Below are 23,437 nucleotides of genomic sequence, written 5' to 3'. Positions count from 1 at the left end.
TTCAATTGTAACGAAATACGTGCGACGGTCAGCCGGCGGCAGGATCGCCCTGGAAGCCGTCCTTGCGGAACGTCAGAACCAGCGTATCGCGATGGCCCTGTCCGTCGAGCGGCTGGATCGGGGTGGATTCGTGGATGACGCGCTCGTCGTCGAGGAACAGCAACGACCACGGCGCCTCCAGCGTGAAACGCTGCCCGTCCGGTCCCGCGGCGGCGAACACGCGGGTCTCGCCCCCCTTGATGCCTTGCCGGCCCAGCAACAGCACCGCGACGAAATCCACGCCGTCGCGATGCGCACCCTCCGGCGTCGGCCGGCCGATGCCATCGGTGGTGTCGATGCGGAACTGGTGCGCCTCGACATGCCAGGGGCGCTCGCCCTTCAGCGCCGAGCACCAGCGTCCCAGTCCCCCCAGCAATTGTTGCCAAGCTAGAGCACCCGCAACGGCCGACTCGATCGGCTCGAACCAGCGCTGCATGCCGCCGTGCAGGGCGTTGTAATCCAGCGACTGCCAGTGCGCGCGGTGCGGCGCCTGCGTGATCCCATCCGCATCGAGGACGAAGCACGAATGCCGACGCCGCCGGTAGCGGCCGCCATCCTTGAGGTATCCGTCCACCTCCAGCCGATCCCAGCTCGGCAGCAGTGCATCGAGGGCATCCAGATCGGCGCCGACGGCGTCGGCCATGGATCGCGGCTCGAGCACGGCATAGCCACGCTCCTGCACGCGGCGCACGGCCTCGTCGGCAGGACAGAACGGAGGTTGGAACATCGCGACCATGGCAAACCCCTCAACGCAAAAACCCGCCAGAGGCGGGCTTTTGCGGATGTCCATTGGACTTCAAGTTGGCAGCCCCGGAAGGATTCGAACCTCCGAATGCCTGAGTCAGAGTCAGGTGCCTTACCGCTTGGCGACGGGGCTGTATAACCAGTGACGCGTAGTGTAGCGCGTCTGTTAACGCTTGGAGAACTGGGTGGCGCGACGCGCCTTGTGCAGGCCGACCTTCTTACGCTCGACTTCACGGGCGTCGCGGGTCACGAAGCCTGCCTTGCGCAGTTCCGGCTTCAGCGTTTCATCGTATTCCACCAGCGCGCGGGCGATGCCCAGGCGGATGGCGCCGGCCTGGCCGGTGATGCCGCCACCGGTGGTCGTGACGGTGATGTCGAAGGTTTCGGTGTTCTTGGTCAGTTCCAGCGGCTGGCGCACGATCATGCGGCCGGTTTCGCGGCCGAAGAACTCGTCCAGCGGACGACCATTGACCGTGATATTGCCGGAACCCTTGCGCAGGAACACGCGGGCGGTGGAGGACTTGCGACGGCCGGTGCCGTAGTTCTGAGTGATAGCCATGATTAGATGTCCAGGACCTGCGGCTGCTGAGCGGCGTGCGGATGATTCGGGCCGGCGTAGACCTTGAGCTTGCGATACATGTCGCGGCCCAGCGGGCCCTTCGGCAGCATGCCCTTCACGGCGGTCTCGATGACGCGCTCCGGATGGCGCTCCAGCGCCTGCGCCAGCGTCTCGGTCTTCAGGTTGCCGATGTAGCCGGTGAAGCGGTGGTACTTCTTGTCGGCCAGCTTGTTGCCGGTGACGTGGATCTTCTCGGCATTGATCACGACGAGGTAGTCGCCGGTATCAACGTGAGGGGTATAGACGGGCTTGTGCTTGCCGCGGAGACGGCGGGCCAGCTCGGTGGACAGGCGACCCAGGGTCTTGCCTGCTGCGTCGACGACGTACCAGTCGCGCTGGACGGTCTCGGACTTGGCGGTAAAGGTGCTCATGTAACTCTCGTGTGTCTGGTCGGGCGGATTCCGCGGTTTCCCGGGCGGAACTTTGCCACGCGTTGTGAAGGGTGAAACGGAAGAGGCGGGATTGTACGGGGCTCAGCGGGTCTGCGCAACCTGCCCGGCGGGCCCGAGACGTCCAGCCCGGCAGCCGGCACAATGGGCGCATGAGCATCCGGAGCCTCTCTCCCCTCGACCGCTGGCTGGTGGAAGCCCAGCGTGGCCTGGACACCGTTTTCGGCAATCCGCCCGCCCAGCGGCCCAATCCGGCGGGCGATACCCCGGATGTGGCCCTCGACGACGCCGAGCAGCGCCATGCCGCGGGCCTCATGCGGATCAACCACGTGGGCGAGGTGTGCGCCCAGGGCCTGTACTTCGGCCAGGCGGCGGTCGCCCGCGACCCGGAGACGCGGGCGCACCTGCTGGACGCCGCCCAGGAAGAGACCGACCACCTGGCCTGGTGCGCCGATCGCCTGCGGGAACTGGACAGCCGCCCCAGCCTCTTCAACCCCGTCTGGTATGCCGGAAGCTACGCCCTGGGCGCGCTGGCCGGCCTGCGGGGCGATGGCTGGAGCCTGGGGTTCGTGGTGGAGACCGAGCACCAGGTGGAAGCCCACCTGGACGAACATCTGGAATCCCTGCCCCCGGCCGACCTGCGCAGCCGCGAGATCCTGACGGTGATGAAGGCCGACGAGGCCCGCCATGCCGAACACGCCCAGCACGCCGGCGCCCGGGTGCTGCCGACCCCGATCCCGAGCCTGATGGCCGGCGCCTCGAAGCTGATGAAGGCCGTGGCCTACCGCCTCTGAGGCGCCGTCCGTCCTGGCTTACGAAGCCAGCTTCAGGCCGATGATGCCGGCCACGATCAGGCCGATGCACACCAGGCGCGCCACCGTCGCGGGCTCCTGGAACAACCACATGCCGACGCAGGCCGTGCCGACGGCGCCGATGCCCACCCAGATCGCGTAGCCGGTTCCCAGCGGGATGTGCTTCAGCGCCGCCGCCAGCAGCCAGAAGCTGGCCGCCGCAGCGACCGCCGTGACCACGCTGGGCACGAGTCGGGTGAAGCCCTCGGAATACTTCAGGCCTACCGCCCATACGACTTCCAGCACGCCCGCCAACATCAGATAGACCCACGCCATACGCCTACTCCTCAGGTTTCTGAAGCCCGGGCCATAAAGCGAAAACGGCCCGGAACTCGCGTTCCGGACCGCCGTCGGTCCTGGTGCGCGGCTCGCGCCGCGGGCGGGTCGTCCCGCCTGTTTGAACCCACGTTACCCCGGGCCACCCCAATGGGGTGTAACCCGCGGCGCCCGTCACTCGGACAGGTTGCGCCCGTGGTACAGCTCTTCGATCTCCCGCTTCAGGCGCGCCTCGATCTTCATGCGCTCCTTGAACGACAGGTTCTTGGCCTTCTCCTCGAACAGGTAGTTGTCGAGGTCGAACTCCTTCAGGTGCATCTTCGTGTGGAAGATGTTTTCCTGGTAGACGTTCACGTCGAGCATCTCGTAGCGCGACTTGATGTTCTTGGCGAGGAAGTCCTGGATCGAGTTGATCTTGTGGTCGATGTAGTGCTTCTTGCCCTTCACGTCGCGGGTGAAGCCACGCACCCGGTAGTCCATGATGACGATGTCAGACTCGAGGCTTTCGATCAGGTAGTTCAGGGCCTTCAGCGGCGAGATCACGCCGCAGGTCGCCACGTCGATGTCGGCGCGGAACGTCGCGATGCCGTTGTCCGGATGGGTCTCCGGGTACGTGTGCACCGTGATGTGCGACTTGTCCATGTGGGCCACCACCGCGTCGGAGATGATCTCCTTGCCCGCATCCTTCTTGTCGATCACCGGTTCCTCGGAGATGAGGATGGTCACCGACGCGCCCTGGGGGTCGTAGTCCTGGCGGGCCACGTTCAGGATGTTGGCGCCGATGATCTCCGCCACATCCGTCAGGATCTGGGTCAGGCGGTCGGCGTTGTATTCCTCGTCGATGTACTCGATGTACCGGCGGCGCTCGTCCTCGGACGAGGCGTAGCACACGTCGTAGATGTTGAAGCTCAGCGCCTTGGTCAGGTTGTTGAAGCCTTGCAGCCGCAGGCGAGGCAGGGGTTTTACCACGGCGGTGGTCCCTCTCAGGGGGTGTCGGATAAGGGGGCGGATTATGCGCCATAGCGGGTGACAGTGAAATGTCCGTAGCCCGCCCGTCGGTACACCGTCACATACTGGCCCAGCCCTTGCATGGCCTGCGTTTGCCGTGGGCTACGTATTCGGACTAAGCTTCCTGAATTACAAGCCGTGACCACCATGAGCCCAGGCATCCCCCTTGCAGCCCCCGCTCGCACCGCCGCCAGCCCCCTGACGCCGGACAACGCCACGCTTGAGCGCTTTCTGGCCCACAGCCACCGGCGCCGCTACCCGGCCCGTGCCGACGTGTTCCGCCCGGGCGACCCGGCCGGCACCCTGTATTACGTGGTCAGCGGCTCGGTCAGCATCATCACCGAGGAAGACGACGACCGTGAGCTGGTCCTCGGCTACTTCGGCAGCGGCGAATTCGTCGGCGAGATGGGTCTGTTCATCGAGTCCGACCGTCGGGAAGTGATCCTGCGGACCCGGACCCAGTGCGAACTGGCCGAGATCAGCTACGAGCGCCTGCACCAGCTGTTCCTCGGCACGCTCTCGGCCGACGCCCCCAAGCTGCTGTACGCCATAGGCGCCCAGCTGTCCCGGCGCCTGCTGGACACCAGCCGCAAGGCCAGCCGCCTGGCGTTCCTGGACGTCACCGACCGCATCGTCCGTACTCTGCACGATCTGGCCCGCGAGCCGGAGGCCATGAGCCATCCGCAAGGCACCCAGCTGCGCGTCTCCCGCCAGGAGCTCGCGCGCCTGGTCGGCTGCTCGCGTGAGATGGCCGGTCGCGTGCTGAAGAAGCTGCAGGCGGATGGCGCCCTGCACGCGCGCGGCAAGACCGTCGTCCTGTACGGCACCCGCTGACGTCCATGGGTCGGGCCGGTCCACCTCTGCGACCGGCCGCAGCGACCGATACCCGTCCGCCCCTCGACATCCGACCCGCCATGCCGGGGGATGCGGATGATGTAGCGCGCCTGCTGGTGGAGTTGGGATACCCGTGCTCGACCCGTGAGGCCGCCGAACGCATCCATGCCGTGGATGCGGATCGCCAGCAAGTGCTCTTGCTCGCTCGGCGCGACGGCGCCGGCTGCGGTCTCGTGGGCCTGCACTTCCTGTACTACGTGCCGCTGGGTGCGCTCATCTGCCGCATCACTGCGCTGGTCGTGGCGACCGAAGCCCGCGGCAGCGGTGTAGGCCGCCAGTTGCTCGAAGAAGCCTACCGTCGCGCGCGCAGCGCGGATTGCGTCCGCCTCGAGCTGACCACCGCCCTGCATCGCACCGAGGCCCACGCGTTCTATCGCGCCTGCGGCTTCACCGAGAGCTCGTTGCGCTTCACCCGCGCACTCGGCGGAGCCTGATCGACCGCGCGCGGTATCCTGTGTGGACGCGATGCCGGATTCCCCACCGGCGGGAATCTGCGGATGGCGTTCGGCAGTGAGTTTTTCTGGTTCATCCTCATCGGTCTTGGCGCGCAGCTGGTGGATGGCGCGCTGGGCATGGCTTTCGGCCTCATCTGTTCCTCCATCCTGCTCAGCATGGGCCTGCCGCCCGCCGCCGTCAGTGCCAGCGTGCATGCCGCCGAAGTCGTCACCACCGGCGTGTCCGGCGCATCGCACGCCTATTTCCGCAACATCGACAAGCGCCTGTTCTGGCGCCTGACGATCTCCGGCTCCGTCGGCGGCGCACTGGGTGCTTACGTGCTGACGCGCCTTCCCGGCGACGCCATCCGTCCCTTCGTCTACCTGTACCTGCTTGCGCTTGCGATCCTGATCCTGGTGCGCTCATTCGGCCGCTGGGTGCCCCGTGAAGAGGTCAAGCGTGTGCCCGTCCTCGGATTCTTCGCGGGATTGCTCGACGCCAGCGGCGGAGGTGGCTGGGGACCGCTCGCGACCTCCACCTTGCTCGCACGTGGGGGCAAGGCGCGCACCACCATCGGCACCGTCAGCGCCTCCGAGTTCGTGATCACGCTGGTGGTGTCCGTCACCTTCCTGTTGACCATCGGCCTGCAGCACCTCGAGATCGTGCTGGGCCTGCTGGTCGGCGGCGCGATCGCCGCGCCCTTCGCGGCGTGGTTCGTCCGTCACGTCTCCGAGCGCATCGTGCTGAAGGTGGTCGGCTTGCTGGTGCTGTGCATCAGCCTGTATCAGGTCGGGCGCGCCTGGTTCTTCTAAGCGCTCGCGTCCCGGACGCCGGATCGACACGCGGGCCGGTCTTCCAACCGACCCGCGTCGTTTGCAGCCGTCTCAGCGGGACGGACCGGTCTGATCGCGTTGTTGCGCGACCTGCGGGTCCGCCGCCGGCTGCTCCTTCTGCCAGCCCTGACCGGCGGGCGTCTTCAGATAGTCATCCAGCGCCTGCCGCATGGCACGGTCGTCACCCCCGTGCATGGCGGCGAACATGCGGTCCACGAACGAACGCTGTGCATCCTCTCCGCGTGCCGTCTGCGGCGTGGTCCCGGCAGGCGTCGCCTCGCGGTTAGCCGCGGTCAATGCCTCACGTGATCGATCGCCATACTCGCCATCCACCTTCAGCCCACGATCCGTCTGGAAGGCGCGTAGCGCGTGCTCGGTCTGCGGCCCGAACTTGCCGGACGTGGTTTCGAGCGGCCGGCCATCGGCGCCGCGGTAGCCCAGCTGGTTGAGCTGCTGCTGGAGCTCGCGCACGGACGCGCCCGACGTCCCGTCACGCAGCACCTCCGGCGCAGCAGGCCGCGGGGACACCGCCGCATCGCGGTTCGCACCGCGCAACTGCGGCAGCGGATCGACCTGACGGCCGTCCCGCCACAGCTCGAAGTGCAGGTGCGTATCGCCCTGTGCTGGGGTATTGCCAGACCGCCCCATGGTGCCGACCTGTTGCCCGGCTTCCACGCGCTGCCCATTGCGCACGCTGAACCCGTCCAGATGGAAGTACTTGCTGAGGGAACCGTCGTCATGCCGGATGTGGACGGTATTGCCTGCCGCCCCGTTGTTCGGTCGCACCACGACCGTCCCGCCCGCAACGGCGACCACCGGATCGCCCACATCGCCCTGGATATCGATGCCGCCGTGGCGTCGGCCGCCACTGCGCGGCGTACCGAACTCACCCCGCCCTTCGCGCGGCTTGTCGGCCTCGTTGATGTCGCGGTTGCCCGGTGTCGGCCACGTCAGCCCGCCTTCTCGCTGTTGTGCCGCGGCGGGCTGGGCACGATTTCGCTCCTGTTCCGGCAACGCCAACTGCTGCGCGATCGCCTCACGCGTACGCGCGTCGGCGGTACCCGTGGCTTCCAGCTGGTTCGCCGTCTGGAAGGCGCGCACCGCCTCCTGCGTCCTGCCGCCATAGATGCCGGAGCGCGTTTCCAGTTCAGCACCCTGCCCATCACGGAAGCCCAACTGGTTCAATGATGTCTGCAGAGCGCGTACCTCCTCGCCCCGCTCGCCGCCCTGAAGCACGCCATCGGCCAGCGGCGACGTGCGTTCACGGGCAACTGCATCGGGCTGGCCCGCCTGGATGCCGCGATCGGAAATGCTGATGGCGGCGTATTTGCCATTCCAATACTGCGAGAACGCCGTGGCCAGTTCACGATCACCGAGCCCACGTAGCTCGTCGGTCGTATGCCCCGTCAATCGCTCTGCATCGCGCGCACTGATGTTATTGAGGATGTTGCGACGCGTATCGTCGCGCGTGAAGTCGCCCGTCGCGATCGCGCTCTGGATGGAGGCGTACCCTGCCGCGCCCTGCTGGTGAGCCAGATACAGGTCAAGGCCACTGGGCGATTCCTGCCCGGACAGGAACTCGTGGCCGCTGCGCGACTGACGGCGCGTGATGTCGGCAAGGTTGTCGCGATAAAGCTCCGCTGCGGCCCGCGTGCTCTCCGCCGGATCGAACTCGCGTCCCGCGATGCCGTACTGCGCCGCGGTACCCGGCATAAACTGGAACAGGCCCTTTGCGCCGCTGGGATTGCTCGCGTCGGGGTTGAAGCGGCCGCCTGTTTCAATATAGGCGAACCGCAGGAAGTCATCGCGTGGAATGCCGCTCGCCTGCGCCTGGCGTTCGACGATGTCGAGAATCTGTTCACGGGTGTAGTCACTGGCCATCGTTGGCTCCTCTGCTGATGTGCGTGGCCGGTGGGCCACAGAACGTCAACCGGGCCCCTCCATGGGCCTGATGCAAGTCGGTCAACTGGAAATCGGCTTACTTTCCGTAACTCTGCTTCTCCTGATCGAAGGTGTAGACCACGGCGTCCGCGCTCGTCAGGTCGCGAACCTTTCCGGGAGAAGCGATCGTGGTTCCCTTCGTAGCAACCTTGAGATTGGGTAGTCCCGCACCCGTCTGCTCGAATGCCAGCATCCCGCTGCTTGCGACACAAGGCATCACTTCTCCGCCATCGCACGCATCGCTGTTGTCGTCGCTGACGGGGATGCTACCCACGTAGCCCCACTGCCTGAATCCCAACTTGTCCACATTGCCCGGATCGAAGAGAAGCAGAGCAAAACTGCGAACATCGGTGCCATTCACGAGATCCAGGGTCGGCACCGCCAACAGATAGCGGCCGTCGCCGGTCGTGAACGACTGGGCTTTCCGCGAATCGTCGATCTGCTCGGGCCGCCCCATCCTGCCGAACTCTCCGACATAGCCATCGGTGTCGGGCTTGGACCACTCCTGTCTATCCTCCTTCTCAACACGGGTGAACGTCGCCTGTGAGATGGCTACGTGTTCGGCATCCATCATGCCGTCGTCGCCTTCCGGCCCCTCTCCCTGGTTCTTACTGCCGAAGCCAGTGAAGTAGTGCTTTCCGTTGAGATCGAACGCGTGGCCATACCAGTAGCTGACGGTGGCACCGCCATCAACCTTGTAGCTGACCGCACCATCGCCATCGCGCTGGTAGATGAAGTACAACACGCTGTCCGCTGATGGCGGCTTCAGCTCCGACATGTCCTGATCCTTCTTCTGGAGGGGCGCCGCCTGGGTCGCTGCGTCTGGCGACTGTGGCGCCTGAGCGTCACAGCCGACGGCGAGGACCGTCATTGATACCAGGAGCAGGGGAGAAAGCTTCTTCATGTGCTGCAACCTCATAAGGGTAGTTCCACTCAACCGTACATCTGGCACGTCGCCGGTCACCAAACCGGCGTCATGGCTGATAGGCGTGTGTTCCGGATTCCCTCTCATCGCGCGCCTCCGTTGATAGTGTGGCCCTCACCTCGCTCACTCCCGGACCGAACCCACGCTGGCGCTCGAGATCCCGTTGACGCTCCTGGACGAGCGCTCGCCAGGACTGACCAAATTCCGACGCCTGCAGATCCTCTTGGGCAGCGCGCACTGCAGAGACGTCGCCAGTTCGCGCAGCCGTCAAGAGCCGATCAACTTCACGCGAGGGCATCGCCACATCGGTGCGCAGCGGTGTTTGGATCGACGCGCCCCGACCCATCTCCCAGTGGAATGTGTAGTTGTGAGCCTTTCCAGGGTCCGCGGAGGCAGATGGCGATGTCCGGCTGGAACGCTGTTGCAGTTCGCGATACTCGTGCGCCGCTGGCTCTCCCGCTGGCAATGGCCCCCGGAGATGATCGACACCATCACGCACGAGGCCGAAGGGACCACGAGACATCGCGGTCACACCTCGCCGCAGGTCCAGAACGTCGTCGCGATAGCGGGCGATCGATTGCCGATTGTCATCCGCGAGAACTCGAGCATGGAAGCCCTCGAGCGCGGAGCGATCAAGTCGGCCATCGCCATCCACCGGCAGGAACTGGTGCATCGAGTGCGATCCCAGCGACGCACCCGCCGCGAGAATGGGGTTGTTCGGCGTCACGAGGTCGACGAACCGCTGGTTGTGATAGCCCGCTGCCTTTAGGGTTGCGACTTCGCTGGCCGTGGCGTAGATGCGAACTTGGCCATAATGCGGACTAGCTGCACTGACGGTGTCGCCGGCCATTGCGTGGTTAAGCATCCGCACGCCACCCTCGGGGATCCGGCGGTCGAGGCTCGCAGCGCCGTAGGCATTGAATGTCTCGCCTCGCAGGTCGAAATGATGCGCCGCTACCTGGGCCAACGTTCCTCCAAGGGAATGACCCGTGACCGTGACTTCGGGCTCACTCTTTCCTGGCTGACGGCCGTCTTCCCTGGCGATAGCGAGGGCGCGCCGTGTCAGCTCGACGGCATCGCTCGCCTGCGGATTGACGCGACTCAGCACCATAGAGCCGTCGGCCGCGACACCGTCCATCCATACTTCTTCGGTACCGCGGTGCGCCACCACGATTGCACCATCGTTCGCCCGCTGATAGATCGTGCCCTGGTATCCGGTGTTCTTGTTGTCGACGTGTTCTATGACCCAGTAATGGGCCCCGCCCAAGGTTACAGGCTCCCGTTGCCCAGGGGGACGAGCGCCGACAGCGCGATCCTTATACGCATCGTTTGCCAGCTCGGCATACTCCTGTGACGAAATTCTCACCGCGACGTCTCCCCCGAAGCCAGGGTGATGACGAAGAACTCGCCTCGCTTATCCTCTGGAACACTTTCGAGGTCACTTTCCCCGAATACGGGAAAACCGTCGTAGTCCGCCACCCTAGGGTAGCGGGCCTTCCAGAAATACTTTGCTTCGGACCCAGATGAAGCGACCAGGATCGAATCGATACTGGGGATGAACTTCGTATCGGCGCCGTCCGTCGTGGCGCTCAGATGGACGCTGACGGACGAAAATTTCCAACGACACACTCCCCGCCCGAAGTAGTCCTCGTCCACGATGAGGTCCTCATACACGGTTCCGCGGTATTCATTCTCGGAGACCTTGGTCAAGACGAAAGGTTCACTGGTGCTGATACGAGGAAATGCGCCCGACAAGGCAACTTTCTCGCCACACTCGGTCGCGTTCTCTACCGTGTACTGCGCAACACCCTCAATGGAAGCGAAGACTCCGGGCGCGTCCTCCAGCGTCATGGCGATGATATGGCCGCGCCGGGGAGAGGGATTGATTTTCCTGAGCGGCGCCTGCTCCCCAACGCTAGTTTCACTATCGCCCACGGAATTCATTCCCTGCTCCTGTGAACATGCGACCGCCCATAACAGGGGCACTAAGATCGTTGCGCGCGGCATGTAGCACCGGAAGTAACGACGCCGCGCTGGTACGTACGACTCACGACGCACGACAGCGAAAGCGGCAGCGGCAGCGGCAGCGGCATGGTTGCACGCGACCAGTCTGGCCACAGGAACCCACTTCCGCATCACGCCCTGCATCAACACGCCGACATCTCGTACGCGCGCGACCCCGACCCAGATACCTTACCGACAGGCTGCAGGCAGGCTGCCGGATGCTCGAAGCATTCCATGCGATACACCTGTCAATCGATATAGGAGATAGGCGCCGTGCAGTTTGAGTAGATAATCTTACAGGTCGTCCCGGGGTTTCTTTCAACGCACTTGCCGATGGCGAGCACTGTCGCCTCGTCAATCGATGAAGCGCCAAGAAACGTCCTTAGCCCACTTTCCTGCTCGATGGGATCCGCAACGACCGCACACTGATTCTTGTAAGTTAGCGCCACGCTGCATTCCTTTCCACCCAGTTCCTGACACCTTTTGACCGCGGCACGACTCGCAGCAGACTTACTTGACTGGGCGGTGGACGTTCCTATGACCGCCCCCTCCGCATCGGAGGCGAACCCCCCCCACGTAGATTTCCAACGCATCTTCGGCACGTACACAGGCTCAATGGACAGGCCACCCGATGACGGGCCGCAGCGCGGATCCCCTGGAGATACGCCTTGTGGACATCCGGTTTGCGCAATAGCTGGCGCAGCCAACAAGCCGAGGACAAGGAATACTAGAAGACGTGGCATGTTCTTATCCAATGGTAGGTGAGGGCTTCAGAGCGCGCGCCGAGTCTGGAGTTGAGGATGAACTGTCCGCGCGAGAGTACTGCCCCCCCACGCCCGCATATCCCGGCTGACCCGGCGCTCCTGGCTGGGGCTGCGGCTGGAACGCACTGTAGGGCGTGAACTGCCCAAGCGTCCCCTGGAACAGCATCGCCGCCATCGGTGGGGCACTCACGATCAGCGCAGTCAGAATTAGTCCAAGCCCACCCTGCTGCATGGCCATGTTGGTCACGTTCTCACCGCCGAAGCCAAGCGAACTTGTGACCCAGAACGCCATGCCCACCGCGATGACCATATCCAGCGCGAGCGTCACCATGACCGTAAGCAAGGCCATCGAAAAAAGCGTCCCGATTCCGTACATCAACCATTTTTGGAACAGAGGTTTCGTTTGCTCGAATAAAAGACACAGGATAAAGGCGGGCCCCAGCGCGATGATCAGACCTATTGCGACCTTGTTGAGCATCATCGCGACGGCGGCCATGATCGCCGGGGCCCCCAAGCCGATCCCCGTGAAAAGCAAGGCTCTGTCTTTCTGCTTCTCGGTAACGACGTCATAGTTACTATCGACAGTATCGATCGCCGCCAGCGCCGCCTGCATGATGGCCAAGGTCCGATCTATATCGCCGTAGGCCCCGTCCCCATCTTCATCTCCGGTCATCGTCTCGTTGACCGTTCTCGTGAGGCCATCAGTCAGTGTTTGGTAGATCGGCCCCCAAGAGATCGCCACACCAAGCGCGATGCCAATGATGAATGTCGCCCGCAACGAACTCACGACGAGCGCCATCATCGACTCTCGTGACTGTCCGGTTACGACGCGATAGCCCTGAATCATGATCCATAGCGTAAGGAGGATGGTCCCGAGACCACCTACGACACGCATGACGCGACGACCAAGATTGGGCAAGTACTCGTTCATGAGTTCATCGTCGATGAACTCATTGATCTCGTGGAAGAAGATCATGTTAGGCAGCGACGCCTTGAGTGGAATTCCACTGATCGCCGTGTCCATGAGGAGTAGTAAGCTGCCGTCCATCTTTCTTAATCCGAGATGTGGAGATCCGAGTCGAGTCGTGCGGCGTCGCTAGTCAGCGCTCGCGACTCCTCGCGACCTCGAGCGCACCCTTGAGCGCGCCATACTGAACTACCGTATCCACCAGTCCGCTTTTCTTTCCGTTGAAAGCCGCCTGACCGAGCCAGACCTGCTCGGTATTCAGTGCCTTCAGGCTGGCGTCGTAGGCGCTCAGTAACGTCGTGGCATTCTGCAGATCGAGCTCTACATAGGCCTCAAGCTGCGCGATATTGGCCTTAACCCGTTCGAGAGCTCCTGGCTGATCTGCTGGAACAGACGCCGCCTGCCTTTTCAGCTCTTCCATCTGCCGATCTCGAACATCAAGGTTCTTGAGCACGCGGACCATGACGTTGTAGCGCGTATTCTCGGTCTGAATGATCGCGACACAGTTCCTGAACTGTCGCTCCGCAATTTCCTTGATCTGTGCCGGGCCGGTGCGTAGTCCGGCCCCGGCACCGCAGCGTTCCGCAACATAGTCATTCAGGCCCCGCTCGGACAGCGTCTCCCGGTACCCGGCCGCTCCGCTGAACGAAGGGCCGCTGACGTACTTCTGTTCGAGCTCTCGGATTTGCGTGCGATACTGTTCCATCTGCCTTTGAAGCTCTTGATACATTTGCTGATACTGGGCAACCCAAGCGAACTTGTTGACGCCAATGTGTGCCCCGTCAACGACAGGAACACCGGAAGCGCTTACGCTGAGCGACGGCGGGATCCACAACACGGTAGACAGCGACAGAAGACCCCACATCGGCAGGCGACGGGTCTGATTTGCGTTGACGTGCGACATGACTTTTTCTCCTGAAGTAGTGCTGATCAATGCGACCCGGCTCTCCGGCACATTTCAGTTTCGCTCCTACGAAGGCGCTGAGGAGCGCCTTGCGCCATCCGCCCGGGAGGAAGGCGCCTGCGATGAGCCACTCCTACCCGACCCCTTGCGCTCCCGCTGAAATCGCGGCAACCACTGCTCGGGCAGCAGTTCGGCCTTGTCCACCACCAGACGCCGCGCCTCGTCTTCAACGATGCCGTGCATGATCTCGATATTGTCAGTACTGGCGGAGATGACCGCCAAGGCGTCGTCCATGCCGCGCAGGTTGAGTTGGCACACAGTCGACGCGTGCCCCTGCTTCACGAGGAAGCAGCGCGAGCGTTCGTCAAGATTCTTGATCACCTCGAATTCGGCATCGGTAAGCTTCAGGCCGTCGATGTAGTCCTCTCGCGCCGCATTCGGGTTTGGCAACAGAATCAGCGTCGCGGTCTGCTCAATGAGAGCGGCTGATATATCGCTCGCCAGGGCATCTTCTGGACTCTGCGTGGCGAAGATACCAAGCCCGTTCTGCTTTCGGATCGTCTTCTGTTTGTTCTTGGCGAAGTCCTTCAACGCACCACCACCATCGAGGATCTTCCAGAACTCGTCCATAACATAGATGAGTGGTCGACCATCGATCAGTTCCTCCAGTCGATGCAGAAGGTAGTTGATCACTGGGACGCGGATCTCGGCGTTCTCGATGACATCGGTATAGTCGAATCCAATGATGCTCGCACGATCCAGTTCGATGGTGTCCATTGGATTGTCAAACACCCAGCCAAGCGCATTGCCGGCCGTCCATTTCCGCAGGCGGGCGAAGAGCCCATCGTCACCCATGTTGGGCAGGCTCTTCTGGAAATTCGTCATCGACCTCAGGTGCAGCGGCATGTCGAGCATGGCCTCGACTGCTCGGAATACGTCCTCGTCCTCACGTGCGGTGTAGTGCGTTTTTCCCGCCAGCACCTTGACCAGCCCGGCGAGGAACTGCACGTTGGCATCGGTGCGCTGACACTGGAATGGATTGAAGCCGGTGGGCTTCCCGTTCTCGAGCGCGAGATAGTTGCCTCCGCAGGCGCGAACGAAGATCTCCGCGCCTCGATCCTTGTCGAAGAAGAAGATGGTCGGCACCGGATCGAACTTCTGCACCTGGCTAAGTAGGAAGTTGATAAGTGCCGTCTTGCCGGTACCGGATTTACCGATGACCATGGTGTTGGCGATGGCTTTCTCGCCGAGTGAATTCTCGGCCGGATGGGTCGCGTGGAAGTTGAAGTAGTAGGGCTGCCCATTGGTCGTCTGAAGCACTGTGACGCAATCGCCCCACGGATTGTTGTCGCGCTTTCCGGTGGCAAAATTGTGCAGCGGCGACAAGCCGAGGAAGTTCAGCGAACTGACGTTGGCAAGCCTGGTGCGATAACGCCAGTTCCCCGGCATCTGGGAATAGAAGGACGAACAGACGGCCAGATCCTCCTTAACCGAGACGAAGCCGGCATTGGACAACTCTGCACGGGCGACCGCCACATTCTGCGAAAGTCGCTGCTGGTCCTCAGCGTACAGGGTCATGATGAAGTGGTACTCGCCGAGCACGAAGTTCCCAGACGCAACCTGATCCATGGCGCCGTCCAGCTCGACGATCTGGCTGACCGCCTTGTCGCCGGACGAGATCATCATGCCCTTCGTTCGATCCAGCACCTTCAGCGCATCCTGACGCCCCATCGGGCTGAAAGAGTGCGTGATGACGTACTCGAAGTTGAGGTACTTCAGCCCGTTTAGGATCCCGGGCCAGGTTCCGTCGGTGTACTCCTTGATGTTCAGGATGGCGCCGAAATGATTCTGCCCATCTGGCGTGCTGACGACGAAATCGCCCGTCTTCGACGAGAACATATGGCGGCTGACGGCCAAGTAGTCATAAAGCGGCGCGCGTAGCACAGGCACCGGCTCGGAGATGCGATTGAGCACGAAACCGAAGAACTCTAACGTCTCCGAGAATACCCCGCCCGACTCGACCTCATACATACCGAGACGCACGGGGGCATAGTCCTTGAGCACCGCCTCCACGTTGCCCGCCAGTTCCATCAACTTCGCCACGGCCTGGTCTTGTTCAGCCTGTAGGCGTGACACGTTGGCAGACTTCTCGACGAACTTTTTCCCCATCACGATGGGCCGGTAGATCATCGTCAGATACAGCTCGTTCTGCATGATCTTCTGCGAGGAGAGCGCATCGAAGTATCTGTCCGACAACTCCTGGTTGAACGATTGGCCGAAGTGTGCACCCGAGCGGATTCGCCCTCGGCGCCGCAGATCGTGCGCCCAGAACGCCACGTTTACAAAATCTGGAGCGCGCAGGGTCTGGAGCATGCGGTTGAACGTATTGTGACGGTGTTCAAGTTCCCATTCCTCACGCCCTACGAACGGGAGCCCGTCCAGGCGCCATGTCAGCAAGAAGTCCCCACCCGTCGTCTTAATCACGTGCGGGGACACATGCGCGGACAGCGGGATGAACTCGGCGATGGAAAGGTCTGGCGCGAGCATGGAATTCAGTCCGGAATCGATTCGTCGAAGCGCTTTCTGTAGGTGTTGGGCGTGAACACCCACATCCCCTGATGATGGCCGAGGTTCCGGACACGCGTCCGGAACTGCCAGCGCAAGCCAAGGAGCCGAAAGATCATCTCGTCGCGGCGCGCCATCTGCCGCATGACGAAGACAACCACCGGCAAAAGTGCCAGAAAGAACATGTTGAAGTAGAACGTGAGCAACAGGCAGCCTCCCGCACCGATCGCAAAGGGAACATAAGGAACGCCCATGAACATGGGCGGGCGCGTGCAACCCCTGAAAAGCACGTTCTTATGCATGCTGAATCAGCACTTGGCCGACGATCATGGCCGTGGAAGTAACGTCGGATGGCAACAGCATCTTCGCGATCTGCGCAGCGGCCCCAATAAGAAAGCCACCGATCAGGACCGGCGCTACATCTCCCACGCGCTTGTGGTTGAAGGCGATCTGGTAGCCCGCAAAGATCACCGCGATCGTTACGATGGCGATGGACGCAACATTCAGCAATGAGTTGATGTTGGTGAAGAAGCTGGTCACGCGGCCTTGCGCACCCGTGGCGTCCTGGGCTAGTGCCAGTTCGGGAAGTGCCAGCATAGTGGCCGCAACGATCACCAGGATCAGTGTGCTAGAGATCTCTTTCGTTTGAGTAGATTGCATGTTGTTCATGATTGACCCCGAATGGTGGTTACTACGGTGGTGGCACTTTCGCGTGCCGATGAGCCATCCTTGGCGGTTTCTGCTAGAAGACGAAGGCGTCATCCCTCCCGGGCGCCCGAGCCGCTTGCGATACTTGCAGCTTCACGTCGGCGTTCTTTTGGTAGGGCTGCACAAGCACAGGGGTATCAATCGACCCCTGTGCAGTGGCGGGCGGGATCGTGCTCACGGCGGCCGCGACGGGCGCAGCCGGCGCCACCATGCGTGTCGTGGGAATGCTGGCCCCGATAGTCCGCATGGTCGGGGAATCGTTTCTCGCCTCCTCAATGCGGCGAGTCAGGCGGGACGACGTGTTTCCCGTGATGGCTGTCCGCGGCAGTGCGCGTTGTGGCTTCGTCGGCGTTTGGCCGTCGATCACTGCTATTGCTGCTTCTGCCTCTTTACTCGCCTGCTGGCGCCATGACGCGAATACCTTCTGCACATAGCCATGCCGGTAGCCTGTCGTGAAGTTGCCGGAGTAGTAGCAGCTGAATGCCTTCCCCCAGCTGTTACCGGAACGCGCATAGCACTCGGCCAGGATGCGCGAACCCGCTTGCAGGTTAGGACAAACGTCAAAGGCCTTCTCATAGCTGTCCAGACCCTGTCGCGCGAGGTTGTATCTGTTGACCTGCGCCAAGCCCAACGAGAAATTGTATCCGCGAGTCTCCAGCATGCGTGCGGTCGACAATGCCTCGGCCAGATTGCGAGGTTGCCGCGCCAACCTCGCACCGACGACACCGATCGCATACGGATTAAGGGAGGACTCGACCTTCACGACGTGCTCCATCACTGCTGGTGGTACCGATAGACCGGTGCAACCCATTAGTTCCATACCAGGCAACATAGGACTACCTCACTTTCTCAGCGGTGGTAACGCCACGGGAAACCCTCACGATGCAATGATGAGCGCGCGACGACACATGCTTGAGGTGTCGCGCAGGAGCGATCGGTGGGGACATGTATCTATTCGAAGGGGCAAGGCTCATGAGGATTCCTGTCGGGCCAACACGCGCGCGGGATCAAAGTCGATGCCTGTGATGTAGCGCCGCCCCGCATGTGCTTTGATGTGAACCACGATGTCGATGGTCATCTTCAACAAGCGCTTGATGACCTCGAACTCCAGGCCAGCGCCCTCCGCGGACGCCTTGACCATCAGCGCTAACTGGTCCCAGGTCTGTGCGGTGCTCCCCGCATGGCAGCTGGTGATGGACCCGGGATGGCCCGACGCGCAGTTGCGGATGAAGTAGAACGACTCGTCGCCGCGCAGCTCGGCCAGAATGATGCGATCCGGCTTCATGCGCAGGCAAGCCTCCATGCAGTTCTTGGCGGTGACATTGCTGGCGCTCTGCCCACCCTTGGAGTACAGCAGGTGCACGACATTGGGCTGGCTTATGAAAAGTTCGCGCGCATCCTCGATAGTGACCAGGCGCTCATGATCAGGAATGTGGTTGACCAGGGATTTCATGAACGTGGTCTTGCCGCTGCCCGTCGCGCCCGCTACCACGATGTTCTTGTGGTACTGAACCGCCTTGCGGAAGAACTCCGCGTAGTTGCGGCTGCGGCGCAACTCCAGCAGTTCCTGGTCGTGGTCGCCCAGCATTTGCTGCTGCTCGAGAATCTCATCGAAGAAGCCATCCTGCTCGTACTGCTCCAGGGTCTTGCTGAACTTGGCCGGCAGCCGAATGGTGATAGATACCTTGCCGGCGTCGCAGGCCGGGGGAATCACGAACTGGGCGCGCTGACCGGTAGGGAAGGTCAACGACACCATCGGGTCGATGTCGGTGATGCGCTGGCCGGTGTTGCTTTCATTGACTACGGAGGTGCAGAACTGGCGCGCGCGCTCGAAGGTAAGTGTTGGCACATCCGCTTTGAGCCAACCCGCACGAGCCGTTTCGAGGAAGATTTCTCCAGGGCGATTGATGCAGATCTCAGTCACATCGGAGGAGTGCAGATGTTCGCCGATCCCTAGCACCTGGTACTGGTAATCCAGGAACTCGTTGGAAACACGGGCAAGGGGCTCGTTCTGCGCGTCCATATCTGAAGGCCCCTCAGCGCATCACCGCTGAGAAATCCACATCGCGCGCCACGTACACATTGACGATGGTGCCCTGGTCTATCGTTACTGTCGGAGGCCTCGCCATACTGCGATCCAACGCCATGTTGGCTAAGCGCTCCATGGTCCTGGCGGTATTGCTCTCGTAGGGGTTTTGAACGATGGCGCCATTCACGATCGACGTCTCCTGGGGACCATGTTTCGCGCCGGCGTACTTGAACGCATCGCTCAGCATGCTGATCAGAAGCGCGGACGAGATGCGCTGCGCCCAATGCGCGGAGTAATGTCCGGGATTTCCGGCCGCACCGAGCATGTCCGTGCCTGGGCTTCGCATGTTGACGTCCATGCCAGTCGGTGTGGTGATGCGATCCCACACAATGGCAGCGCGTTCGCCAATAATCGCCTCTGCATCGTAGCTGCCCATGACTTTCGATCCACGCGGGAGCAGAAGGCGCTTGCCGTTGACGGAGTACACCGGTTCCGTCACTACGCAGGACGTGTAGCCAGGCACGTCGGTAATTACACGCGACTCGAGTACGCATCGTATGTACGTCCCGCGAAGCAGCAATGTATTGGGGTTGTAGAGCGGCTTGGCACTGGACACATCCTCGGACTCGACAGCCGCCGCGGCGTCAGGCTCGGCCCCCGCCTGCGTCATGAGGCGTGCGTAGTCTTCGGGCGACATCACTCCAGGGACCGCACCGGACTGGCCCGAAGAAGAGCGGCCACTTCCGGAAGCATCCATGATGCGACGGTCCCTCAGCGTCAACTCAACACTTTGTGCGGGGGCGTCTTTCGGCAAACTGAAACTGGGGACAGCCGGACCTTCATCGACTATCGGCAACGGTGGCAGATCGGGCTCCGCTACCATCGCGGGTTGCTCGGGGGGAAGTTCGGGGAGGTCCTTGGGAGCGGCCGGAATCACCAGTTGCTCTCCACGGGCCTTGCCGCGAGCCTCGTCGTCTTGGCCGGAAACTGCCGTACTGAAGATCCAGAAGGCGACGGCCAGTAATAGCAGCACGATCCCCCCCAGAAACAGCAGCGCTTTCCGATTCAGGCGTTGCACATCGACCGAGCGAAGATACGGCGCGTTTGCATCTAGATCGGGCTCTGGGACGGGTCGCTCCGCGCGCTGGTAGGGGTTCTGAGGCGCAGACTCTGCCCGGGATTCGTAAGGAGTTTCGTTCATTGCTCCGCGCTCCTGCGCAGGCCTACCACGTTGTCGCCGTGGCGAATGACCAAGTAGGGATACGTGCCATGTACGACGATGGTGTCGTCCTGCACGGTCGAATTGACGACGAACTCGTCGCCGCCCTGGCTTTCCCTCGCGAACACCACCGGGAAATTTCCGCTGGGAAAGCGCGTCCGATCCCCCATTCGGATATAGGTGAAGCGACGGTCATCGTAGACCGTCATTGGGACCAGCCATGCAGGACCGCGCTTGCGCTGGGCATACTCGTAGTTGAAGTGATAGGCGCGTCCCGGCTCGATCCCGGTGTTGAGCTCGGCCATGGCCTCCTTGGGCTTGTTCGCGTGCTCGGCGAAGCTCGTATCGCCGGGGTATGCGAACTTGATGCGGTACTGAACGCCCGCCGCGCGCGCCTGATCCAGAACGCGCCAGTCCGTCGCCACGACCTTGAGCTCGAAGATGTAGGAATGCGCAGCGGTCCGCACCAATAGGTTCGTATCGACGTCCACGTTCTTCGGCTTCAGGTAGAACACGTTGCCACGACGACCGATATCCCAGCCGCCACTGAATCCCGTACTGAAGTCCAGTATCTCCTCATGCGGCGAAAGTTCGATCTGTGTAGTGATGCCCAATCCAGTGCGCACCGGATACACCTTGTCCGGAGCATAGGTGTACTCCTCAATCACCTGAGCGCTCACGGACTGCGCCATAAGAAGCAGGCCGACAGCTGGCAGCCATAGCAGTAGGTGCTTCAACTTCATCGTTGGGGAACTCCAGGTAGAGTCTCGGGCTCCGACTGCTCCACGGGTTGGGGCGCGGTCGAAACTTCATTCTCGTTTGGGACGGCAGCGTCGGTCGGTTCGGGCGCAGCAGGATCCGCAGCCGGCACCATTACGGGTCGCGCGGGAGCGGCATTCGGCGCCGCGAGCGGCGCGGGGAACTCGCGCTCTGGCACGGCGGTAGCAGCGAAATCGTCGTCGACGCGATAATTGGTTACCCGGAATCCCAACGGATTCAGCAGCCGATCCTCCTCGCTCAGACGAAGATCCGGGTTATAGGTGAACTCCAGCGTCGCGATGCGGCTGTCCAGCGGCTGCACCTGGCCGCGCCCTTTGTCGTAGAGGCTCCGTTGGAAGCGCACCGTCGCGCCCGTCGGACGCGTACCCGCGCCTCCGCCAATCAGAACGATGCTGAGAATGCGGGTGCGCACGGAACTATCGCCGCCATACAGGCGGAAAGGTCGCTCGGGGTTGCTCTCCGAATGGAGCGCGACATAGGCGGGCGACACCGCCGGCCCGGCCATCGACAGGGTCGTGCGCCAATTGCGCTGGCCAATCAGGCCCGAATCGTACGATTCGCGGGCCAGGACGAACTGCGCGACGTTGCTCTTGTTGATCGCCTCTTCGGCGGTTACATCACGATCCTGGAAATTTCCCGAAAGCCGCGCGACGCTAGCAGTTCCCGTGTAAGGGTCAGCCATGACGAGGTAGGGAACCTTTTCTTTCAAGGGAAGGAATAGGAAGTAGCCACCCGCGAGGATCAGCGCCATCACGATGGCAGACCAGGCTACAAGCCACGCGCGCCGTTCACTCTTGCGCGCGCGTTCCGCCAAAGTCAGCTCGAAGCTGACGCCCTGCGCCACCGCGCGATCGATATCAGGAGAGGACGTATTCTTGAACATGCGGTGGCCGTCGCCCTCAGTCGTCCTGCACCATGGTCGCAGCCACATCCGACGTCGGCGACGACGCCTGGCTCACGATGATCCTGGGGCGCTCAATGACGACTCGTACGCCTTGGCCCGCATACGCCGCGGATAACGAAACGGCGGCATCCTCTAGGCTACTGGTATGGATTTGCGCGACGGGCGAATGGAGTGTGTAGTCATTCGGATGCAGGTAGGCCAGTGTCAGGTTCGCGTCTTTCGCCCAACGAGCCAACATGGTCTTCAGCGTCCCATCGGCCGGCGAGGCCTGGTAGATATAGGCCTGCTGCAGCGGGATCGCTTGCGGCATCTCGGCGAAACGATTGACCGGGCGCCAGCGCCCGCCGACATCCGCTGCACCCGGAGTAACGCAACCCGCCAGAAGAGTTGCAATTATCAGAACGCAGGAAGCACGCGCCTTTCGAACCTGGACGTCTCGACTCACGGATCCACCACCCTGCAATCGTCGGCAACACGAACCCGCTGCGATCCTGCGTGGATCGCGTCGCGGTACTGATGATTGTGTGCGGGTGACAGTGCGCGAGCGCGCATCGGGATCCGCGGAACAGCCGCGATCTTCGCCGTGCACGGATTGATGGCCCGTGCCATGCCCCCTGTACGCATCCATGCGTTAACGCTCCAATGAAGTTCAGTGATGTTTGCGAATCACATCCGATACGCATACTGCATCACGACATTTGAGCCGAACATATCCACGCTGTTTTGTGTCGTCAACCCACGCGCACGAGTAAACATATGTACAACTACTCGAACACACCAAGCACGCCGATCAGGAACCCTATAAAACAAGGCATTTATTGCAAAGCCGTGAAGCGGGTACCTTTACTTCACTCATGGATGTGAAGGTGATTGTGAAAGTACACACCGGGTCACATGATCATGTGAATTCACTCTTCACTCGCGTGAACACTGTGTCCGCTGCGATTTCTTCGTGCGATATTGAAGCTCGACCTCGCTTTGCACCTTGCTCAACAACCGAGCAGTCTCGCTTTGCCATAGACAAGGATCGATATGGACTCTTCGAAGATGGAGGAATTCGTTGCCAATGCCGCCTTGCTCGCGGCCCACTTGAAGGAACAGTGCGAACGCGCGGCGGCTTCGCAGCAGTCGTCGGCACAGGATCTGCAGGGCGCAGCCATCGTTGTCAGAAAGACGATCGAAGAAGGAAAGCGCGAACTCGTCGAGCTTGCGGGCTCCGCGGTCTCTGCTGCGTTGACGGAGAACCTTCCTATCGCTACGCGAGACATCCTCGATACCGCCGCCCGACTGAAGCAGGTGACAGAGCGCTTTCAGAACGAACAAGCGGCCCTCGACCGGAAGGTTCGGATCATCGGCACGAGCACCATGAGCGTTATCGTCATCGCCTGCACACTACTCGTGGCCGGAACCGGCTATGCCTCCTGGTACAACGTCAAGCGTGCACAGCGCGCCCACGCGGATGCTGAGGTCCTTGGCGCCCTCCGGCAAGTCACCATCACGGCATGCGATGGGAAGCCCTGCATCAAGCTCGAAGACGGGCTCCGTCGTTGGGGCAAGAACCAGGACTATGTGCTTGTCGATGGGGGGCGCGAGAGCAACGAAGAACCGACGGGCCAGCGCTAAAAAGAAAGCGTGAGTG

At 62.1% G+C, this 23,437-nt stretch carries 25 protein-coding genes and 1 tRNA gene; 5 read left to right on the top strand and 21 right to left on the bottom strand.

The genetic code is table 11. The features are described 5' to 3' along the window. Positions 1–28: 28 nt before the first annotated feature. From BLT45_RS04205 to rplM, 4 genes are all read right to left on the bottom strand, one after another. Positions 29–775 (bottom strand): 2OG-Fe dioxygenase family protein, encoded by a 747-nt coding sequence (locus tag BLT45_RS04205; protein WP_217629527.1) that lies wholly within the window; start codon positions 773–775, stop codon positions 29–31. A 66-nt stretch (positions 776–841) separates the two neighbouring features. Beyond that, positions 842–916: transfer RNA gene (locus BLT45_RS04200), tRNA-Gln, on the bottom strand. 33 nt (positions 917–949) lie between these two features. After that, a complete protein-coding gene (gene rpsI, locus BLT45_RS04195) occupies positions 950–1,342 on the bottom strand; it encodes a 30S ribosomal protein S9 (protein WP_055936912.1) in 393 nt (130 codons plus the stop codon). 2 nt (positions 1,343–1,344) lie between these two features. Then, positions 1,345–1,773, bottom strand: coding sequence for a 50S ribosomal protein L13 (gene rplM, locus BLT45_RS04190; protein ID WP_055936916.1), 429 nt, complete (start codon positions 1,771–1,773; stop codon positions 1,345–1,347). A gap of 170 nt (positions 1,774–1,943) precedes the next feature. Here rplM and coq7 point away from each other — a divergent pair, with 170 nt between their 5' ends. Continuing rightward, positions 1,944–2,585 (top strand): 2-polyprenyl-3-methyl-6-methoxy-1,4-benzoquinone monooxygenase, encoded by a 642-nt coding sequence (gene coq7, locus BLT45_RS04185; RefSeq protein ID WP_093295574.1) that lies wholly within the window; start codon positions 1,944–1,946, stop codon positions 2,583–2,585. Positions 2,586–2,603: 18 nt separating this feature from the next. Here coq7 and sugE read toward each other — a convergent pair whose 3' ends face one another. Together sugE and speD are read right to left on the bottom strand one after the other, a co-directional pair. Then, positions 2,604–2,918 (bottom strand): quaternary ammonium compound efflux SMR transporter SugE, encoded by a 315-nt coding sequence (sugE, locus tag BLT45_RS04180; RefSeq protein WP_093295570.1) that lies wholly within the window; start codon positions 2,916–2,918, stop codon positions 2,604–2,606. 174 nt (positions 2,919–3,092) lie between these two features. Continuing rightward, the gene (gene speD, locus BLT45_RS04175; RefSeq protein WP_056879496.1) at positions 3,093–3,887 is read right to left on the bottom strand and encodes an adenosylmethionine decarboxylase; all 795 of its coding nucleotides are present in this window, start codon (positions 3,885–3,887) and stop codon (positions 3,093–3,095) included. Between the two features lie 186 nt (positions 3,888–4,073). On the opposite strand from speD, the gene crp reads away from it, so the two are divergent. From crp to BLT45_RS04160, 3 genes are all read left to right on the top strand, one after another. Continuing rightward, the gene (gene crp, locus BLT45_RS04170) at positions 4,074–4,760 is read left to right on the top strand and encodes a cAMP-activated global transcriptional regulator CRP (RefSeq protein ID WP_254771786.1); all 687 of its coding nucleotides are present in this window, start codon (positions 4,074–4,076) and stop codon (positions 4,758–4,760) included. Positions 4,761–4,840: 80 nt separating this feature from the next. Then, complete coding sequence (locus BLT45_RS04165) at positions 4,841–5,254, top strand: GNAT family N-acetyltransferase (RefSeq protein ID WP_254771785.1); 414 nt, start codon at positions 4,841–4,843, stop codon at positions 5,252–5,254. Between the two features lie 63 nt (positions 5,255–5,317). Then, positions 5,318–6,067, top strand: a complete 750-nt coding sequence (locus BLT45_RS04160) for a sulfite exporter TauE/SafE family protein (protein ID WP_093295564.1) — start codon at positions 5,318–5,320, stop codon at positions 6,065–6,067. Positions 6,068–6,139: 72 nt separating this feature from the next. Here the strand turns inward: BLT45_RS04160 and BLT45_RS04155 are convergent, their stop codons facing one another. From BLT45_RS04155 to BLT45_RS04075, 15 genes are all read right to left on the bottom strand, one after another. After that, entirely contained in the window at positions 6,140–7,969 is a 1,830-nt protein-coding gene (locus BLT45_RS04155; RefSeq protein ID WP_093295561.1) for a peptidoglycan-binding protein, read from the bottom strand. Positions 7,970–8,066: 97 nt separating this feature from the next. Further along, positions 8,067–8,933, bottom strand: a complete 867-nt coding sequence (locus tag BLT45_RS04150) for a hypothetical protein (RefSeq protein WP_139187920.1) — start codon at positions 8,931–8,933, stop codon at positions 8,067–8,069. Positions 8,934–9,003: 70 nt separating this feature from the next. Continuing rightward, the gene (locus tag BLT45_RS18070) at positions 9,004–10,221 is read right to left on the bottom strand and encodes a Tle-like phospholipase domain-containing protein (RefSeq protein ID WP_175455719.1); all 1,218 of its coding nucleotides are present in this window, start codon (positions 10,219–10,221) and stop codon (positions 9,004–9,006) included. Positions 10,222–10,316: 95 nt separating this feature from the next. Beyond that, a complete protein-coding gene (locus tag BLT45_RS04135) occupies positions 10,317–10,898 on the bottom strand; it encodes a hypothetical protein (protein WP_139187916.1) in 582 nt (193 codons plus the stop codon). A gap of 807 nt (positions 10,899–11,705) precedes the next feature. Further along, positions 11,706–12,770: a TrbL/VirB6 family protein gene (locus BLT45_RS04125; RefSeq protein ID WP_093295544.1), complete on the bottom strand. Its 1,065-nt coding sequence runs from the start codon at positions 12,768–12,770 to the stop codon at positions 11,706–11,708. Positions 12,771–12,822: 52 nt separating this feature from the next. Next, complete coding sequence (locus BLT45_RS04120) at positions 12,823–13,593, bottom strand: type IV secretion system protein (RefSeq protein WP_139187914.1); 771 nt, start codon at positions 13,591–13,593, stop codon at positions 12,823–12,825. 66 nt (positions 13,594–13,659) lie between these two features. After that, the gene (locus tag BLT45_RS04115) at positions 13,660–16,140 is read right to left on the bottom strand and encodes a VirB4 family type IV secretion/conjugal transfer ATPase (protein ID WP_093295537.1); all 2,481 of its coding nucleotides are present in this window, start codon (positions 16,138–16,140) and stop codon (positions 13,660–13,662) included. A 5-nt stretch (positions 16,141–16,145) separates the two neighbouring features. Next, positions 16,146–16,460 (bottom strand): VirB3 family type IV secretion system protein, encoded by a 315-nt coding sequence (locus tag BLT45_RS04110; RefSeq protein ID WP_093295534.1) that lies wholly within the window; start codon positions 16,458–16,460, stop codon positions 16,146–16,148. Continuing rightward, positions 16,453–16,827: a TrbC/VirB2 family protein gene (locus BLT45_RS04105; protein ID WP_093295531.1), complete on the bottom strand. Its 375-nt coding sequence runs from the start codon at positions 16,825–16,827 to the stop codon at positions 16,453–16,455. The genes BLT45_RS04110 and BLT45_RS04105 overlap by 8 nt, the downstream gene beginning before the upstream one ends. Before the next feature lie 73 nt (positions 16,828–16,900). Continuing rightward, complete coding sequence (locus BLT45_RS18675) at positions 16,901–17,686, bottom strand: transglycosylase SLT domain-containing protein (protein WP_175455802.1); 786 nt, start codon at positions 17,684–17,686, stop codon at positions 16,901–16,903. 150 nt (positions 17,687–17,836) lie between these two features. Next, a complete protein-coding gene (gene virB11 / locus BLT45_RS04095; RefSeq protein ID WP_093295525.1) occupies positions 17,837–18,889 on the bottom strand; it encodes a P-type DNA transfer ATPase VirB11 in 1,053 nt (350 codons plus the stop codon). A gap of 13 nt (positions 18,890–18,902) precedes the next feature. Beyond that, complete coding sequence (locus tag BLT45_RS04090) at positions 18,903–20,096, bottom strand: TrbI/VirB10 family protein (RefSeq protein ID WP_093295522.1); 1,194 nt, start codon at positions 20,094–20,096, stop codon at positions 18,903–18,905. Continuing rightward, positions 20,093–20,857: a TrbG/VirB9 family P-type conjugative transfer protein gene (locus tag BLT45_RS04085; protein ID WP_093295520.1), complete on the bottom strand. Its 765-nt coding sequence runs from the start codon at positions 20,855–20,857 to the stop codon at positions 20,093–20,095. The genes BLT45_RS04090 and BLT45_RS04085 overlap by 4 nt, the downstream gene beginning before the upstream one ends. After that, positions 20,854–21,777, bottom strand: a complete 924-nt coding sequence (locus tag BLT45_RS04080; RefSeq protein WP_093295517.1) for a VirB8 family type IV secretion system protein — start codon at positions 21,775–21,777, stop codon at positions 20,854–20,856. The genes BLT45_RS04085 and BLT45_RS04080 overlap by 4 nt, the downstream gene beginning before the upstream one ends. Positions 21,778–21,793: 16 nt before the next feature. Next, positions 21,794–22,243, bottom strand: coding sequence for a hypothetical protein (locus BLT45_RS04075; protein ID WP_093295515.1), 450 nt, complete (start codon positions 22,241–22,243; stop codon positions 21,794–21,796). A gap of 602 nt (positions 22,244–22,845) precedes the next feature. Between BLT45_RS04075 and BLT45_RS04070 the strand changes: the two genes are divergently transcribed. Continuing rightward, positions 22,846–23,421 (top strand): hypothetical protein, encoded by a 576-nt coding sequence (locus BLT45_RS04070; protein WP_175455717.1) that lies wholly within the window; start codon positions 22,846–22,848, stop codon positions 23,419–23,421. Positions 23,422–23,437 lie beyond the last annotated feature (16 nt).

Source organism: Pseudoxanthomonas sp. CF385 (assembly GCF_900104255.1).
GTDB lineage: Bacteria > Pseudomonadota > Gammaproteobacteria > Xanthomonadales > Xanthomonadaceae > Pseudoxanthomonas_A.
This window is presented reverse-complemented; position numbering and strand designations above follow the sequence as displayed.